Origin of the sequence: Stenotrophomonas sp. RG-453 (assembly GCF_033843685.1) — a bacterium.
GTDB lineage: Bacteria > Pseudomonadota > Gammaproteobacteria > Xanthomonadales > Xanthomonadaceae > Stenotrophomonas > Stenotrophomonas bentonitica_A.
Window position 1 is genome coordinate 294,947 of the sequence record NZ_JAMYED010000003.1, and the last position, 17,357, is coordinate 312,303.

At 67.3% G+C, this 17,357-nt stretch carries 12 protein-coding genes and 1 tRNA gene; 12 read left to right on the top strand and 1 reads right to left on the bottom strand.

Annotated elements, in window-relative coordinates:
- Positions 1-6: 6 nt before the first annotated feature.
- The 6 genes from NJD74_RS07005 to NJD74_RS07030 all read left to right on the top strand — a co-directional run bounded on the left by NJD74_RS07005 (position 7) and on the right by NJD74_RS07030 (position 11,408).
- Positions 7-1,716: a DUF5597 domain-containing protein gene (locus tag NJD74_RS07005; protein WP_319623869.1), complete on the top strand. Its 1,710-nt coding sequence runs from the start codon at positions 7-9 to the stop codon at positions 1,714-1,716.
- 46 nt (positions 1,717-1,762) lie between these two features.
- Positions 1,763-4,609 carry a TIM-barrel domain-containing protein gene (locus NJD74_RS07010; RefSeq protein WP_319623870.1) on the top strand — a complete coding sequence of 949 codons (2,847 nt, stop codon included), beginning with the start codon at positions 1,763-1,765 and terminating at the stop codon, positions 4,607-4,609.
- A 101-nt stretch (positions 4,610-4,710) separates the two neighbouring features.
- Positions 4,711-7,089: a glycoside hydrolase family 95 protein gene (locus tag NJD74_RS07015; protein WP_319623871.1), complete on the top strand. Its 2,379-nt coding sequence runs from the start codon at positions 4,711-4,713 to the stop codon at positions 7,087-7,089.
- Positions 7,086-8,609 (top strand): xylulokinase, encoded by a 1,524-nt coding sequence (gene xylB / locus NJD74_RS07020; protein ID WP_319623872.1) that lies wholly within the window; start codon positions 7,086-7,088, stop codon positions 8,607-8,609. Before NJD74_RS07015 ends, xylB begins: the two co-directional genes overlap by 4 nt.
- Entirely contained in the window at positions 8,606-9,946 is a 1,341-nt protein-coding gene (gene xylA / locus NJD74_RS07025) for a xylose isomerase (protein WP_070470608.1), read from the top strand. Before xylB ends, xylA begins: the two co-directional genes overlap by 4 nt.
- A gap of 31 nt (positions 9,947-9,977) precedes the next feature.
- Positions 9,978-11,408, top strand: coding sequence for a sugar porter family MFS transporter (locus NJD74_RS07030; RefSeq protein WP_319623873.1), 1,431 nt, complete (start codon positions 9,978-9,980; stop codon positions 11,406-11,408).
- Between the two features lie 148 nt (positions 11,409-11,556).
- On the opposite strand, the gene NJD74_RS07035 is transcribed toward NJD74_RS07030, so the two are convergent.
- Positions 11,557-11,631, bottom strand: a tRNA-Glu gene (locus NJD74_RS07035).
- A 50-nt stretch (positions 11,632-11,681) separates the two neighbouring features.
- Between NJD74_RS07035 and pcnB the strand changes: the two genes are divergently transcribed.
- From pcnB to pgi, 6 genes are all read left to right on the top strand, one after another.
- On the top strand, positions 11,682-13,049 hold the full coding sequence (gene pcnB / locus NJD74_RS07040) for a polynucleotide adenylyltransferase PcnB (protein ID WP_070470603.1): 1,368 nt from the start codon (positions 11,682-11,684) through the stop codon (positions 13,047-13,049).
- A gap of 3 nt (positions 13,050-13,052) precedes the next feature.
- A complete protein-coding gene (gene folK, locus NJD74_RS07045; protein ID WP_070470601.1) occupies positions 13,053-13,541 on the top strand; it encodes a 2-amino-4-hydroxy-6-hydroxymethyldihydropteridine diphosphokinase in 489 nt (162 codons plus the stop codon).
- Positions 13,542-13,572: 31 nt separating this feature from the next.
- Positions 13,573-14,388 carry a 3-methyl-2-oxobutanoate hydroxymethyltransferase gene (panB, locus tag NJD74_RS07050; RefSeq protein ID WP_019183275.1) on the top strand — a complete coding sequence of 272 codons (816 nt, stop codon included), beginning with the start codon at positions 13,573-13,575 and terminating at the stop codon, positions 14,386-14,388.
- Positions 14,385-15,227, top strand: coding sequence for a pantoate--beta-alanine ligase (gene panC, locus NJD74_RS07055; protein ID WP_019183274.1), 843 nt, complete (start codon positions 14,385-14,387; stop codon positions 15,225-15,227). The genes panB and panC overlap by 4 nt, the downstream gene beginning before the upstream one ends.
- A 211-nt stretch (positions 15,228-15,438) precedes the next feature.
- On the top strand, positions 15,439-15,819 hold the full coding sequence (gene panD, locus NJD74_RS07060) for an aspartate 1-decarboxylase (RefSeq protein WP_019183273.1): 381 nt from the start codon (positions 15,439-15,441) through the stop codon (positions 15,817-15,819).
- Positions 15,816-17,330 (top strand): glucose-6-phosphate isomerase, encoded by a 1,515-nt coding sequence (pgi, locus tag NJD74_RS07065; RefSeq protein ID WP_319623874.1) that lies wholly within the window; start codon positions 15,816-15,818, stop codon positions 17,328-17,330. The genes panD and pgi overlap by 4 nt, the downstream gene beginning before the upstream one ends.
- Positions 17,331-17,357 lie beyond the last annotated feature (27 nt).

Sequence of the window (17,357 nt, forward strand, 5' to 3'; positions counted from 1 at the left end):
CCGTGCATGTCTCCGACCACATACCCGCTTCCGCTGTTCCCGCGCCGCCTGCTGCTGCCGGCCGCCTTGTTCTGTCTGCTGGCCGCCTGTGAGCAGGAACCGACGCCGACACCGGCCGATGGCGCCACGGCTGCACAGCCTTCCGCGACAGGCAAACCGGCGACGACCGATGACGCCAGGCAGGCGCCGATCCCGCAGTTCACCAGCAAGGATGGCAGGCATGCGCTGCTGGTCGATGGTGAGCCCTTCCTGGTGCTGGGCGCGCAGGTCAACAACTCCAGCAACTACGCCGCAGCGCTGGAGGCAGTGTGGCCGGCGGTGAAGATCATCGGTGCCAATACGGTGCAGGTGCCGATCGCCTGGGAACAGATCGAGCCGGAGGAAGGCAAGTTCGATTTCACCTTCGTCGATACGCTGCTGGAGCAGGCGCGTGAACATGACGTGCGCTTGGTACTGCTGTGGTTTGCCACCTGGAAGAACAACGGCCCGGCCTACGCGCCGCGCTGGGTGAAGACCGATAACACCCGCTTCCCCCGCGTGATCACCCGCGACGGGCGCAGCATCGGTTCGCTGTCGCCGCACGCCCCGGCCACCCTGGAGGCGGATCGCAGGGCCTTCGTTGCCTTCATGCAGCATCTCAAGGCGGCCGATCCACAGCGCACGGTGATCATGGTGCAGCCGGAGAACGAGCCGGGCACCTATGGCAGCGTCCGCGATTTCTCGCCGATGGCGCAGCAACTGTACGACGGCCCGGTGCCGGCCGAACTGCTGCAGAAGCTCGGGAAGTCACCCGGCACCTGGGCACAGGTGTTCGGTGCCGATGCCGATGAGTTCTTCCATGCCTGGTCGATCGGGCGCTTCATCGATCAGGTCACTGAAGCAGGCAAGGCGGTGTATCCGTTGCCGATGTACGTCAACGGCGCGCTGCGCGGGCCGTTCAATCCCGGGCAGCCGGGCCAGTACGCCAGTGGTGGCCCGACCGACAACGTGCTGGATGTGTGGAAGGCCGCCGGGCCCCATATCGATTTCCTGGCCCCGGACATCTACATGCCCGAGTACCGCATGTACACCACGGTGCTGGCGCGCTATGCGCGGCCGGACAATGCGCTGTTCGTCGCCGAGACCGGCAACGCGCCACCGTATGCACGCTACCTGTTCCCGACGCTGGGCCATGACGGCATCGGCTGGTCCACGTTCGGCATCGATTTCAGCCACTACAGCAACTATCCGCTGGGCGCGAAGAAGGTGGACGAGGCAACGCTGGCGCCGTTCGCTACGGGCTTCCAGCTGGTCAGCCTGGGCATGCGCCAGTTCGCCAAGGCCTCGGCCGAAGGCAAGCTGCATGGCGTGGCCGAAGAAGCCGGCCAGGCCGTGCAGGACGTGCCGCTCAATGCGCGCTGGCGCGCCACCGTCACCTATGGCGTGCCGCAGTTCTGGTTCCAGGGCCAGCCGCCGGGCAATCCCGAGCCGATCGGCAGTGCGCTGATCGCCGAACTTGGCCCGGACGAATTCCTGATCACCGCCCAGCACGCGCGGGTCACCCTGCACCCGGCCGGAGAGGCCACCGCGAACATGGTGCTCGATCGTGTCGAGGAGGGGTTCTACAAGGATGGCCAGTGGCAGTTCCAGCGCAACTGGAACGGCGACCAGACCGATTACGGCTTGAACTTCACCACTGCGCCGCAGCTGCTCAAGGTCACGCTGGCGACGTATTGAACCGGGGGTGCCCGCACCCGCGCACCGAATGAGAAGGGAGCACTGAATGCGTTACATGAGCGTACTGAGCGTGCCGCTGCTGGCACTGCTGGCGTCACCGGCGATGGCCCAGAGCCATCGCGTGCTGGACAACGGTGTGGTGGTGGTGCCGGCCCAGGCCGGCGCGGCCCAGGTCCGGCTGGAACTGGTGGACGACAACATCGTGCGGGTCAGCGCCGATCCGGACGGCGACTTCAAGCGCACCCCCAGCCTGATGCGTGTCCCCGTGCAGGGGAAGCCGCGCTTCACGGTGGAGCAGGGCGGCGGCAACGTGCGCCTGGTTGCCGCCGGCATCAGCGCGGAGATCTCCGAAGCCGATGGCCATGTCAGCTTCCGCGATGCCGAAGGCAAGCCGCTGCTGGCCGAGCGCGCCGGTGGCCGCAGCTTCAGCCCGCTCAGCGTGGAAGGCAAGGCGTACTACAGCGTGCGCCAGCGCTTCGAGTCGCCCAGCGATGAGGCGATCTACGGGTTCGGCCAGCACCAGCAGGGCTGGATGAACCAGAAGGGGCGCGACGTCGAGCTGCTCCAGGGCAACATCGACATGGCGGTGCCGTTCATCGTCTCCAGCCGCAATTACGGTCTGCTCTGGGACAACAATGCGATCACCCGGCTGGGTGACCCGCGTGGGCTGCAGCCGCTGCAGTCTTCCCTTCAGGTGTTCGATGCCAAGGGCAAGGCCGGCGCCTTGACCGCCCGCTACATCGTCGATGGCAAGACCCGCGTCGAGCGTCGCGAGCCGGAGGTGAACTACCAGTACATCAAGGACCTCACCGCGTTCCCGGCCAAGGGCAGGAACGCGGCTGCGGGTGGGCGCTCGCAGGTGGTCTGGGACGGCGCGATCGAGGCGAAGACCGCCGGTCGCCATACCTTCTCCCTGTACGGCAGCGAATACATCAAGCTGTATGTGGACGGCAAGCTGGTGATCGATCGCTGGCGCCAGAACTGGAACCCGTGGCATCACGAGTTCGCGCTCGAACTCACGCCCGGCACCCGCCACCAGATCAAGGTCGAGTGGGACCTGATCGACCCCAGCTACATCGCGCTGCTGCACCGTGATCCGCTGCCGCAGGCCGAAGCGGCCGATCTCTCGCTGTGGTCCGAAGCCGGGCAGATGGTCGACTACTACGTGGTCGCCGGCGGCAACGCCGATCAGGTGATCGCCGGCTATCGCGAACTCACCGGCAAGGCCGTGATGCTGCCCAAGTGGGCGTACGGCTTCTGGCAGAGCCGCGAGCGTTACAAGAGCCAGGATGAACTCCTCGGCGTGCTGGACGAGTACCGCCGCCGCAAGCTGCCGATCGACAACATCGTACTGGACTGGTCGTACTGGCCGGAGGATGCCTGGGGCTCGCACGACTTCGACGCCACCCACTTCCCCGATCCGGATGGCATGGTCAAGCACATCCATGACCAGCACGCGCAGGTCATGATTTCGGTGTGGCCGAAGTTCTACCCGACCACGGCCAACTACAAGGAACTGGACGCGGCCGGCTTCATGTACCAGCGCAACGTCGAGGTGGGCGAGCTGGACTGGATCGGCAAGGGCTACAAGAACTCGTTCTATGATCCGTATGCGGCCAAGGCGCAGCAGATCTACTGGCGCCAGATCAACGAGAAGCTGAACAGCAAGGGCTTCGATGCCTGGTGGATGGACGCCGACGAACCGGACGTGCACTCCAATCTGGATATCGGTGAGCGCAAGGCACGTACCACGCCGACCGCGCTTGGCCCGTCCACCGAGTTCTTCAACTCGTATCCGCTGCCCCACACCCAGGGCGTGTATGAAGGGGATCGCGCCGCCGATGGCCAGCGTGTCTTCATCCTCTCGCGCAAGGGCTATGCCGGCACCCAGCGCAACGCCGTGGCGGTGTGGAGCGGGGATATCGTGTCGCGCTGGGATGACATGCTCGAACAGGTCTCGGCCGGCGTGAATACCGCCATGTCCGGCCTGCCCAACTGGACCTTCGACATCGGCGGCTTCTCCACCGAGAAGCGGTATTCCGAAGAGGATCCGGCGCACCTGCCCGAGTGGCGCGAACTGAATACCCGCTGGTTCCAGTTCGGTGCGTTCGTGCCGCTGTTCCGCTCGCATGGGCAGTACCCGTTCCGTGAAATCTGGAACATCGCGCCGGAAGGCACGCCGTACTACGACAGCATGGTGTACTACAGCCGCCTGCGTTACACGCTGCTGCCCTACATCTACACCCTGGCCGCGGACACGTGGCACCGCGACGGCAGCATCATGCGCGGCCTGCCGATGGACTTCCCGTCGGATCCGGCGGTCCGGGACATCAACGACCAGTACCTGTTCGGGCCATCGCTTCTGGTCGCCCCGGTCACCACGTTCGGCGCGACCTCGCGCAAGGTGTACCTGCCGGCCGGCACCACCTGGCTGGATTACTACACCGGCCAGCGCCTGCAGGGTGGCCAGACCATCGATGCCGCCGCGCCACTGGAACGCATCCCGCTGTACGTGCGCGCGGGCGCGATCATTCCAACCGGCCCGGTGCAGCAGTACGTGGATGAGCAGCCGGATGCGCCGCTGACGGTGGTGGTCTACACCGGTGCGGACGGTGCCTTCTCGCTGTACGAGGACGACGGCCGCAGCTATGGCTATGAGAAGGGGCAGTTCAGTCGTATCCCGCTGCAGTGGAACCAGGCCACGCGCGAACTGCGCATCGGCAAGCGCGAAGGCCAGTGGAAGGGCATGCAGGCGCAGCGCACGATCCAGGTCCGCTTCGTGGATGGACTACGTGCCGATGCCGGTGCGCTGGCCCCGGCCATCGACCAGACCGTGCGCTACGACGGCAAGGCGGTGGTCGTGCCGCAGCGCAAGATGGCAGCCGCGCGCTGATCGCCTACGATGCGGATGACTACCGGTGGACATTTCGCCTTGGAGGGCGTTGAAGTGGCAGCAGGCAGCGCGGGCAAGCCAATGCAGAGCAGGGTGATGCTGTGGAACTGAGCCGTCGCGGTCTGTTCAAAGCGCTCGGGGCCGGGCTGACCCTGTCCGCGACCGGGTGGTCGGCGCAGGCCGGTGCGGTGCCAGGGGCTGCAGCGCGGGGCGACGCCGCTGGGGCGACAGGCGACGCCCTGCAGCTCTGGTACCGCGCGCCCGCCACCGAGTGGGTGCAGGCGCTGCCGACCGGGAACGGTCGATTGGGCGCGATGGTCTGGGGCGGAGTCGCGCACGAACGGATCGGCCTCAACGAGGACACCCTGTATGCCGGGGGGCCCTACGATGCGACCAGTCCGGAGGCCCTGGCAGCCCTGCCGGAGGTGCGCGCGCTGGTCTTCGCCGGGCGTTACGCCGAGGCCGAAGCATTGGCCGACGCCAAGCTGCTGTCGCGGCCTGCCAAGCAGATGCCGTATCAGCCGCTGGCCGATCTGCTGCTGGATTTCGACCGTGCCGACCATATCGACGGGTATCGCCGGTCGCTGGATCTGGACACGGCCGTGGCGACCACCGAATTCCGCAGCGGCGGCGCCTGGCACCGGCGCGAGGTGTTCGTGTCCGAACCGGACCAGTGCATCGTGGTGCGGCTCAGCGCCGACCTGCCGGGCCGGGTCTCGCTGCGGCTGGGCGTGGACAGCCCGCAGGCGGGCGAGGTAGCCGCCGACGAGGGCGGTCCGCTGTTCCACGGGCACAATGCGGGCTTCGCCGGTGTTGAAGGCAAGCTGCGCTTTGCGCTGCGGGTGCAGCCGCGACTGCGCGGTGGCACGCTGCGGGTCGCACGCGATCGCCTGCAGGTGGAAGGTGCCGACGAACTGGTGCTGGTGCTGACGGCCGCCACCAGCTTCCGCCGTTTCGACGACGTCAGTGGGGATCCGCAGGCGCTCACCGCGGCGCACCAGTCGCAGGCTGATGCCCATGATTATCCGGCGCTGCTGGCGCGCCATCGGGCCGCGCACCAGGCGCTGTTCCGGCGCGTGTCGATCGATCTGGGCAGCACGCCGGCCGCGCAGCTGCCGACCGATCAGCGCGTGCAGGCCTTCGCCAGCGGCAACGATCCGGCGCTGGCCGCCCTGTATCACCAGTATGGGCGCTACCTGTTGATCTGCAGTTCGCGGCCCGGCTCGCAGCCGGCCAACCTGCAGGGCGTGTGGAACGACCTCATGGCACCGCCGTGGGAGAGCAAGTACACGATCAACATCAATACCGAAATGAACTACTGGCCCAGCGAGGCCAATGCGCTGCACGAATGCGTGCAGCCGCTGGAGGAGATGCTGTTCGACCTGGCCCGCACCGGCGCGGTCACGGCGCGGCGCATCTACGATGCCCCGGGCTGGGTGGTGCACAACAACACCGACCTGTGGCGCCAGGCGGGCCCGATCGACGGCGCGCAGTGGAGTTTGTGGCCGATGGGCGGTGTCTGGCTGCTGCAGCAGCTGTGGGACCGTTGGGATTACGGCCGCGATCCAGCCTATCTGCGCCGGATCCATCCGCTGTTCAAGGGGGCCGCCGAGTTTTTCGTGGCCACCCTGCAGCGCGACCCGAACACCGGCGCGATGGTCACCAATCCCTCGATCTCGCCTGAGAACCAGCATCCGTTCGGGGCGGCGATATGCGCCGGCCCGGCGATGGACGCGCAGTTGCTGCGCGATCTGTTCGCGCAGTGCATCCAGATCAGTGCAGCCCTCGGTGTCGATACGGCCTTCGCTGCGCAGTTGAAGACGCTGCGCGCGCAGTTGCCTGCCGATCGGATCGGCAAGGCCGGGCAGCTGCAGGAGTGGCAGCAGGACTGGGACATGGAGGCGCCGGAAATGCACCACCGGCATGTCTCGCATCTGTATGCGCTGCACCCTTCCAGCCAGATCAACATCCGCGACACCCCCGCACTGGCGGCTGCGGCCAAGCGTTCGCTGCAGATCCGCGGCGACGAGGCGACGGGCTGGGGCATCGGCTGGCGGCTCAACCTGTGGGCGCGGCTGGGCGACGGCGAGCACGCGCTGCAGATCCTGAAGATGCTGCTCTCGCCCGAGCGCACCTACCCGAACCTGTTCGACGCGCATCCGCCGTTCCAGATCGACGGCAATTTCGGCGGCACGGCGGGCATCACCGAAATGCTGCTGCAGAGCTGGGGCGGGTCGATCTTCCTGCTACCTGCCTTGCCGCAGGCCTGGCCCGACGGCCAGGTGCGTGGCCTGCGCGTGCGCAACGCGGCCGGTGTGGACCTGCACTGGCGCGATGGCCGGCTGCAATCGGCCCTGCTGCGCAGTGAGCGCGGGGGCACCTATCAACTCGTGCATGGCGACAGCACGCTGACCGTGGCGCTGCGCGCCGGCGGCCAGCAGCGCATCGGCCTGCGCGGCAACCAACTGGTGAAGCAATGAGTCTGTATGCAGGGCTGGATGTCGGCACCCAGAGCGTCAAGCTGCTGGCCTATGACCCGGCGCTGGGCGAGGTGGTGGCCACGGTCGCCCGGCCGATGCAGCTGGTCAGCCACGACGATGGCACCCGCGAGCAGCAGGCGCAGTGGTGGATCGATGGCATCATCGCCTGCTTCGCCGAGCTCACGGCCGCGCAGCGTGGCCGCATCCGGGCGATCGGCGTTTCCGGCCAGCAGCACGGCTTCGTCCCGATCAACGCACGTGGCGAGGTGATCGCCCCGGTGAAGCTGTGGTGCGATACCAGTACCGCGGCGGACTGCGAGCCGATCATGGCGGCCGTGGGCGGCACCGCCGCCTGCATCGCGCTGGCCGGCAATCCCATCCTCGCCGGTTACACCGCCTCCAAGCTGCCCTGGACGCGCCGCCATCGCGCGCAGGCCTATGCGGAACTGGACGGCATCCTGCTGCCGCACGACTACATCAACTTCTGGCTGACCGGGCAGCGTTACGCCGAGTACGGTGATGCATCCGGCACCGGCTGGCTGGACGTGCGCCAGCGGCGCTGGTCACCCGAACTGCTGCAGGCGATCGACCCGCAGCGCGACCTGGCCGCGCTGCTGTCGCCGCTGGTTCCTCTGGAAACGACCTTCCCCCTGGCGCCGCGGATCGCCGCACTGCTGGGTCTGCCGGCCGACGTGCAGGTCTCCACCGGGGGCGGCGACAACATGATGGCGGCGCTGGGCACCGGCAATGTTGCAGCAGGGCGGCTGACCATGAGCCTGGGCACGTCCGGCACGCTGTTCGCGTATGCCGACCACCCGGTGGTCGACGACGCCGGACGCTGGGCTGCGTTCTGCTCCTCCAGTGGCGGTTGGTTGCCGCTGATCTGCACCATGAACTGCACCGTCGCCACCGAGCGCATGGCGACGCTGTTCGACCTCCCGCGCGGCGGTGGCGAGGCGCTGATGGCGCAGACCGAACCCGGCGCCGGCGGGCTGGTGATGCTGCCGTACTTCAACGGCGAGCGCACCCCCGACCTGCCCAACGCGCGCGCCTGCCTGCACGGCATGGACCTGCACAACACCACGCCGGCGCACTTCTATCGGGCCGCGATGGAAGGCGCCACCTACAGCCTGCGCAACGGCTATGACGCCTTCACCAGCGCGGGCCTGTCCTTCGACACCGTGCTGCTCACCGGCGGCGGCAGCAACAGTGCGGCATGGCGGCAATTGATCGCCGATGTGTTCGATCTGCCGGTGAAGGTGCCCACCCAGGCTGAAGGCGCGGCCTTCGGCGCGGCGCTGCAGGCGCTGTGGGCCTCGCAGCACGGGCAGGGCGGAAGCGACAGCCTGGCCGCAACCGTCGATGCGCATGTGCGTTTCGATGCGGCGCTGTCGGCCACCCCGGATCCGCACACTGTGCCGCGTTACGCAGAACACTACCGGCGTTTCCTCCACCATCTTTCCGAGGTTGGTCCGCTGCTGCGCACCGACCCGTCACCACCGCAAGGATCCGAGCAATGAGCACCTCCGTTTACATCGGCGCAAAGGAATACTTCCCCGGCATCGGCCGCATCCCGTTCGAGGGACGCGACTCGGACAATCCGCTGGCCTACAAGGTGTACGACGCGGACAAGCGCGTGGGCGGCAAGACCATGGCCGAGCACCTGCGCTTCGCGGTGGCGTACTGGCACAGCTTCTGCGCGAGCGGGCATGACCCGTTCGGCCCGGGCACCCGGGTGTATCCGTGGGACGCAGGCAATACCCCGCTGGCGCGCGCGGAAGCCAAGGCCGATGCCGCGTTCGAATTCATCACCAAGCTGGGCGTGCCGTACTACTGCTTCCATGACATCGATCTGGCGCCGGACGCCGACGATATCGCCGAGTACGAGGCCAACCTGCAGCACATGGTCGGCATTGCCGGCGAGCGCCAGAAGGCGACCGGGGTCAAGCTGCTGTGGGGCACCGCCAACCTGTTCTCGCACCCGCGCTACATGAATGGTGCCTCGACCAATCCGGACTTCGCCGTGGTTGCCCGCGCCGCGGTGCAGGTCAAGGCCGCACTCGAGGCCACCGTGGCCCTGGGCGGTGAGAATTACGTGTTCTGGGGCGGCCGCGAAGGCTATGCCTGCCTGTACAACACGGACATGAAGCGCGAGAAGGACAACATGGCGCGCTTCCTTACGCTGGCCCGTGACCATGGGCGCAGCATCGGCTTCACCGGCAATTTCCTGATCGAGCCCAAGCCGATGGAGCCGATGAACCACCAGTACGATTTCGATAGTGCCACGGTGGTCGGCTTCCTGCGCGAGCACGGCCTGGACAAGGATTTCAAGCTCAACATCGAGGCCAACCATGCCACGTTGTCCGGGCATACCTTCGCCCATGACCTGCAGGTCGCCTCCGATGCCGGCCTGCTCGGCAGCATCGACGCCAACCGCGGCAACCCACAGAACGGCTGGGACACCGATCAGTTCCCGACCGACCTGTACGACACCGTCGGGGCGATGCTGGTCGTGCTGCGCCAGGGTGGCCTGGCCCCGGGCGGGTTCAACTTCGATGCCAAGGTGCGGCGCGAGTCGTCCGCGCCGGAAGATCTGTTCGAGGCCCACATCGGCGGCATGGATGCGTTCGCACGCGGCCTGGAGGTGGCGCATGCCCTGATCGAGACCTCGCCGCTGGAAGGCTGGCGCCAGGATCGCTACGCCAGCTTCAGCAGCGGCGCCGGTGCCGAGTTCGCTGCCGGTCGCAGCAGTCTGGATGCGCTGCGCAGCCTGGCGCTGGCCCAGGGGGAACCGCAGCAGCGCAGCGGCCGCCAGGAAAGGTATGAGAACCTGATCAACCAGTACCTGCTGCGCTGACCCGCCGTCCCCTTCCGACCCAGGTATCACCATGTCCAGTGCTTCGCTCACCAGTACCCGCGCCGGCAGCGGCGAGAACACCGGCTTCATCGTCCTGATCAGCTGCGTGGCCACCATCGGTGGCTTCCTGTTCGGGTTCGACAGCGGCGTAATCAATGGCACCGTCGATGGCCTCAAGGACACCTTCCAGTCCAGTTCGGCCGGGATCGGTTTCGAGGTCGCCTCGATGCTGCTCGGTTGCGCCATCGGTGCGTTTTTCGCCGGGCGCCTCGGCGACCGGCTCGGCCGCCGGGGGGTACTGATCATCGCCGCGGTGATGTTCCTGTTCTCCGCGCTTGGCGCGGGCGCGGCGCACAGCTCCACGGTGTTCATCATCGCCCGGGTGATCGGCGGCTTCGCGGTCGGCGCGGCCAGCGTGATGTCGCCGGCCTACATCGCCGAGGTGGCATCGGCCCGTTACCGCGGGCGGCTGGCCACGGTGCAGCAGATCGCGATCATCAGCGGCCTGTTCTGTGCCTTCCTGAGCAACTACCTGCTGGCCAAGGCGGCCGGGGCCTCCACCCAGGAACTCTGGCTGGGCCAGGCGGCATGGCGCTGGATGTTCTGGATGCAGGCCATTCCCTCGCTGCTGTTCCTGGGCCTGCTGCTGGTGATCCCGGAGAGCCCGCGCTTTCTGGTGGTCAAAGGGCGCCGTGACCAGGCGCTGGCGGTGCTGACCCGCCTGTACGGACCGGCCGAGGCGCAGGCCAAGATCACCGAGATCGAAGGCTCGCTGTCCCAGGACCAGCACCGGCCAACCTTCTCTGACCTGATCAGCAGGAGCACCGGCAAGCTGCGCCCGATCGTCTGGATCGGTATCGGCCTGGCCGTGTTCCAGCAGCTGGTCGGCATCAATGTCGTCTTCTACTACGGCGCGGTGCTGTGGCAGGCGGTGGGCTTCTCGGAGAATGACGCGCTGCTGATCAATGTGCTGTCCGGCGCGCTCAGCATCGGCGCCTGCCTGATCACCGTGGTCCTGATCGATCGCATCGGCCGCAAGCCTTTGTTGTGGGTGGGCTCGGTCGGCATGGCGATCTCCCTGGCGCTGGTTACCATCGCCTTTGCCAGCGGCTCGCTGGATACCGCCGGCAAGCTGCAGCTGACCGACAACATGGGCGTGCTGGCGCTGGTGGCGGCCAATGTATACGTGATCTTCTTCAACATGTCCTGGGGCCCGGTCATGTGGGTGATGCTGGGCGAGATGTTCCCCAACCAGATCCGTGGTTCGGGGCTGGCGGTGGCCGGTGCCGCGCAGTGGACCTCCAATTTCGCGATCACCGTGTCCTTCCCGATCCTGCTGGGCAGCATCGGCCTGGCCGGGGCCTACGGCATCTATACGGTCGCGGCGGTGATCTCGGTGTTCTTCGTGCTGCGCTTTGTGAAGGAGACCAAGGGCAAGGAACTGGAGCAGATGGAAGGCTGAACCCCTTCGGAGGTGGCCGGAAGCGTCAGGAAGCCTGGCCGGGGAGGGTGCTCCCCGGCCGATGTCTGCCACGGTGCACGCCGCCAGCCGGGACCCTGAACGCAAAAAACCCCGCCGTGGCGGGGTTTTTGGCTATCTGCACCGCGACTGGTGCTCCCTAGGGGACTCGAACCCCTGTTTTAGCCTTGAGAGGGCCACGTCCTAACCTCTAGACGAAGGGAGCAGGCTTTGTCGCGAACTGCGCAGCGCGCTAGTATATGGACCTAGATGCCATTGGGCAATCCCGAAAACTCAACCGGAAGCGCCAACATCAATTCCTCTGCTACATCACCGTTCAGCCTGCGCGTGATCCCGCGCGATCAGCACAACATCTCCCGCAAGGACATCAGCCCCAACGCCCTGCGCGTTCTGTACCGGCTGCGTGATTCCGGGTTTGCCGGTTACCTGGTCGGCGGCGCCGTCCGCGATCTGCTGGTGAACGGCCACCCCAAGGATTTCGACGTTGCCACCGACGCGACGCCCGAGCAGGTCAAGCAGTTGTTCCGCAACTGCCGGCTGATCGGCCGCCGCTTCCGCCTGGCGCACGTGGTGTTCGGCCGCGAGATCATCGAGGTCGCCACCTTCCGCGCCAACATCGACGATGGCAGCGGCGACCGTGAAATGGAAAACGGCATGCTCGTGCGCGACAACGTGTACGGCAGCATCGAAGACGACGCGATCCGCCGCGACTTCACCTGCAACGCCTTGTACTACGCGATCGAGGATTTCTCGGTGCGCGATTACACCGGCGGCTTTGAAGACGTGCAGGCCCGCCTGATGAAGCTGATCGGCGACCCCGAGCAGCGCTACCGCGAAGACCCGGTGCGCATGCTGCGCGCGGTACGTTTGGCGGCCAAACTGGGCTTCCAGATCGAAGAGGCGACCGCCGAGCCGCTGCCGCGCCTGGCCAACCTCCTGGCCGAGGCCGCCCCGGCGCGCCTGTTCGAAGAAGTGCTCAAGCTGTTCCTGTCCGGGCACGGCGTGGCCAGCTTCGAAGGCCTGGAGCGCTATGGCCTGCTCGACGTCATGTTCCCGGAAAGCGCCGCAGCGCTGCGCAGCAACCGCAGTGGCGCGTTGCGCCGGATGGTCATCGAAGGCCTGCACAACACCGACCTGCGCGTGGCCAATGACGAGCCAGTGTCGCCGTCGTTCCTGTTCGCGCTGCTGCTGTGGCCGGCCTTCTGCCGCGCCCTGGCCAGCCTGCAGAAGCAGGGTATCGCGCTGGAAGAAGCCCAGCGCCGCGCCGCTGATCGCGTGACCCTTCACCAGCTGACCACGATCGCGCTGCCGCGCCGCTTCTCGCTGCCGATGCAGGAGATCTGGCTGCTGCAGGGGCGCTTCAGTTCGCGCCAGCGCAAGCGGGTGATCCGCACGCTGACCCATCCGCGCTTCCGTGCCGCCTACGACTTCCTGGTCCTGCGCCAGGTCGCCTCCAGCGAGCACGAAGCCGATGTTGCGTTCTGGCGCGAAGCGCAGCTGCAGTCCGGCACGGAGCTGGATTCGGCGCTGGATGCCGCCCAGGCCGACGGCGAGGGCGAAGACGGTGCGCCGCGCAAGCGCCGCCGCCGTCGTCGTCGTCCCGGTGGAGCGGCAGGCGAGTAAGCCGTGACCCTGGCCTGTATCGGACTGGGCGCCAACCTCGGCGACGCTGCGCAGACCCTGCGCGAGGCGTTCCAGGCGCTGGCGGCGCTGCCGCAGACGACGCTGCAGGCGCGCTCGCAGCTGTACAGCACGCCGGCCTGGGGTAACGAAGACCAGCCGGCGTTCGTCAACGCCGCCGCCGTGCTGGACACCACCCTGCCTGCGCCGGCGCTGCTGGAGGCCTTGCTGGAGATCGAGCGCCGCTTCGGGCGTGTCCGTGACCCGGCGGTGCACTGGGGCCCTCGCGCGTTGGACCTGGACGTGCTGCTGTATGGCGAAGACGTCATCGATCTGCCGCAGCTGCAGGTGCCGCACCCGTATCTGCACGCGCGCGCGTTCGCACTGCTGCCGCTGGCAGAGATCGCGCCGGAGGCCGTCATTCCCGGTCACGGCCGCGTGCGGGATGCTGTGGTGCGGGTCGAGGCCTGCGGGATCGCTTCAATAGGAGGATAATGCGGGGCTTATCGCCACCGGTTATCAGCTCATGAGTACCCACGCAGACAGCAAGCCCTGGACCGTCCCCGCATTGGCGGAGGCCAAGCGCACGGGGCAGAAGCTGGTGATGTTGACCGCATACGATGCCGGCTTCGCGCGCAGCTTCGACGCCAATGGCGTGGACCTGATCCTGATCGGCGACTCCCTGGGCATGGTGGTGCAGGGGCACGACTCGACCTTGCCGGTGACCACCGACGACATGGTCTACCACACCCGCGCCGTGGCCCGCGTGCTGGAGCGCGCGCTGCTGGTGGCCGATCTGCCGTTCGGCGCCGATGCCACCCCCGAGCGCGCGCTGGACGCCTCGCTGCGCCTGCTGCAGGCCGGTGCGGAAATGGTCAAGATCGAAGGTGCCGGCTTCAAGCTGGACATCATCCGTTACCTGGTCGAGCGGGAGATTCCGGTGTGCTCGCACCTGGGCCTGACCCCGCAGTCGGTGCTGCGCCTGGGCGGTTATCGCGTGCAGGGCCGTGGCGACGCCGCCCAGCAGCTGCGCGATGATGCCAAGGCCGTGGTCGCCGCCGGTGCCAGCCTGATCGTCCTGGAATGCGTGCCCACGCCGGTCGCCGGCCTGGTCACCGCCGAGGTCAGCGTGCCCACCATCGGCATCGGCGCCGGCCCGCAGTGCGATGGCCAGGTACTGGTATTGCATGATTTCCTCGGTCTGGACAGCGGCCATCGCCGTCCCAAGTTCGTCAAGGATTTCCTTGCCGAAGGCGGGTCGGTTGCCGGTGCGGTCCGTGCCTACGCCGACGCCGTGCGCGACGGCTCCTTCCCCGACGCAGAACACGCCTACGCCTCATGATCGAAACCGTCACCGAACTGTCCCGTCTGCGCGCCGTCGTCAACGGCTGGAAGCGCGAGGGCCTGCGCGTCGCGCTGGTCCCGACCATGGGCAACCTGCATGCAGGGCATTATTCGCTGGTCACGCTGGCGCGGCAGTACGCCGACCGCGTGGTCTCCAGCGTCTTCGTCAACCCGACCCAGTTCGGCCCGAACGAGGACTTCACCCGCTACCCGCGTACGCCCGAAGCCGATACCACCGGCCTGGAGCAGGCCGGCTGCGATGTGCTGTGGTTGCCCACCGTTGAATCGATGTACCCGTTCGGCGTCGAGCTGGCGGCCAGCGTCAACGTGCCGGGCATCAGCGGCCTGCTCGAAGGGGCGCACCGCCCGGGCCATTTCGATGGCGTCTGCACCGTGGTCTCGCGCCTGTTCAACCAGGTCCAGCCGGACGTCGCCGCCTTCGGCAAGAAGGACTACCAGCAGCTGGCGGTGATCCGCCAGATGGTGGAAGACCTGGCCTTCCCGATCCAGATCGTCGGCGGCGACATCGTGCGCGAAGACGACGGCCTGGCGATGAGCTCGCGCAATCAGTACCTCAACGCCGAGCAGCGCCCGGTCTCCACCACCATCCACCAGGTGCTGCTGGGGATGCGCGAGGGCTTCATCGCCGGCAAGAGCCGCAGCCTGATCGAAGCCGAGGCGGCGGCTGCCCTGCAGGCGGCCGGTTTCCAGGTCGACTACGCGGTGGTCCGCCTGCCGGACCTGTCCGAGCCGGCCGATGCCAACGACGGCACCCGCGTGGCCTTGATCGCCGCCCGGATCGGCAACACCCGGTTGATCGACAACCTGGAGTTCTGAGGGCTGCGCCCCGCCGGGTAGGGCCACCCCATGGGTGGCTGCTGGGCGATGCCGGACGTGCAGCCACCCATGGGGTGGCTCTACCGGGGCGGCGGGGCGGCCTGAAGATGCTGAACGGTGGGCAGCCCCCTCCCGCGACCGGCGCCGCGCGCCCTGCCGCCCGCCCCCCGGGTGCTAGAATTTCCCTTTCCTTTACCGTTGTCCCGTTGCCATGCACCTGTCCCTGCTGAAGACCAAGATCCACCGCGCCACCGTCACTCACTCCGAGCTGAACTACGAAGGGTCCATCGCCATCGATGACAACCTGCTGGCCGCGACCGGCATCCGTGAGTTCGAGCAGGTGCACATCTGGGACGTGACCAACGGTGCGCGTTTCTCCACCTATGCCATCCGCGCCGAAGCCGGCAGCGGCGTGGTGTCGCTCAACGGCGGCGCCGCGCGCCACGTGCAGGTGGGCGACATCATCATCATCGCCGCCTTCGCCAGCATGAGCGAAGAAGAAGCTGACAGCTTCAAGCCGAAGTTGGTATATGTGGACGGCAAGAACCAGATCTCCCACACCAACGACACGATCCCGACACAGGCCGCATGACACAACACAACGGATTCGACCCGCTTCATTCCCATGCCCAGCGCCTGCGCGGCGCGAGCATCCCTTCGTTGATCGCCGCCGAACCGGGCCGCGCACAATCGCTGGGCGTGCGGGTCGGTCCGTTGTATGTCAATTTCGCGCGGCAGAAGTACGACCGCGCGGCCTTGGACGCACTGCTGCAGCTGGCTGCAGAGCGCGATGTCGCCGGCGGGTTCCAGCGCCTGTTCCGCGGTGAAACGGTCAACGTGACCGAGGGCCGTGCCGCGCTGCACACCGCGTTGCGCGGCGATGCCAGCGGTGCGCCCGTGGCCGGTGAGGCGTTTGCCACCGCCGCCCGGGTGCGCCAGCAGATGGGCGAGCTGATCGCCGCACTGGAAGCGACCGACATCACCGATATCGTCAGCGTCGGCATCGGCGGGTCGGACCTCGGCCCGCGGCTGGTGGCCGATGCACTGCGCCCGGTCACCGGCGCGCGTTTCCGTGTGCATTTCGTTTCCAACGTCGATGGCGCCGCGATGCAGCGCACGCTCGCCACGCTGGACCCGGCCACCACGGCCGGCATCCTGATCTCCAAGACCTTCGGCACCCAGGAAACCCTGCTCAACGGGCAGATCCTGCTCGACTGGCTGGGTGGCAGCGAGCGCCTGTATGCGGTCAGCGCCAACCCCGAACGGGCGGCCAAGGCCTTCTCAATCGCCGCCGGCCGCGTCCTGCCGATGTGGGACTGGGTCGGCGGGCGCTATTCGCTGTGGTCGGCGGTTGGCTTCCCGATCGCGCTGGCGATCGGCTTCAGCCGCTTCGAGCAGTTGCTCGAGGGCGCTGCGCAGATGGACGAACACGCGCTGACCGCGCCGCTGCCGCAGAACCTGCCGGTGCTGCATGCGCTGACCGATATCTGGAACCGCAACCTGCTTGGCCACGCCACGCATGCGGTGATGACCTACGACCAGCGCCTGGCGCTGCTGCCGGCCTACCTGCAGCAGCTGGTGATGGAGAGCCTGGGCAAGCGCGTGCAGCTCGATGGCAGCCCGGTCGCCAGCGACACCGTGCCGGTGTGGTGGGGTGGGGCGGGTACCGATGTGCAGCACAGCTTCTTCCAGGCGCTGCACCAGGGCACGAGCGTGATCCCGGCCGATTTCATCGGCTGCGTGCGCAACGATGATCCCTACGTGGTCAACCACCAGGCGCTGATGGCCAACCTGCTGGCGCAGACCGAGGCGCTGGCCAATGGCCAGGGCAGCGAAGATCCGCACCGCGAGTATCCCGGCGGCCGCCCGAACACCCTGATCCTGCTCGATGCACTGACCCCGCAGTCGCTCGGTGCGCTGATCGCCATGTACGAACATGCCGTGTACGTGCAGTCGCTGATCTGGAACATCAACGCGTTCGACCAGTTCGGCGTGGAGCTGGGCAAGCAGCTGGCCAGCCAGTTGCTGCCGGCGTTGCAGGGGGAAGCGCATGCGATCACCGATCCGGTGACGCTGGAACTGCTGGGCCGGCTCAAGGGCTGAGCATCGGCCCCACCGCATGACCACGAA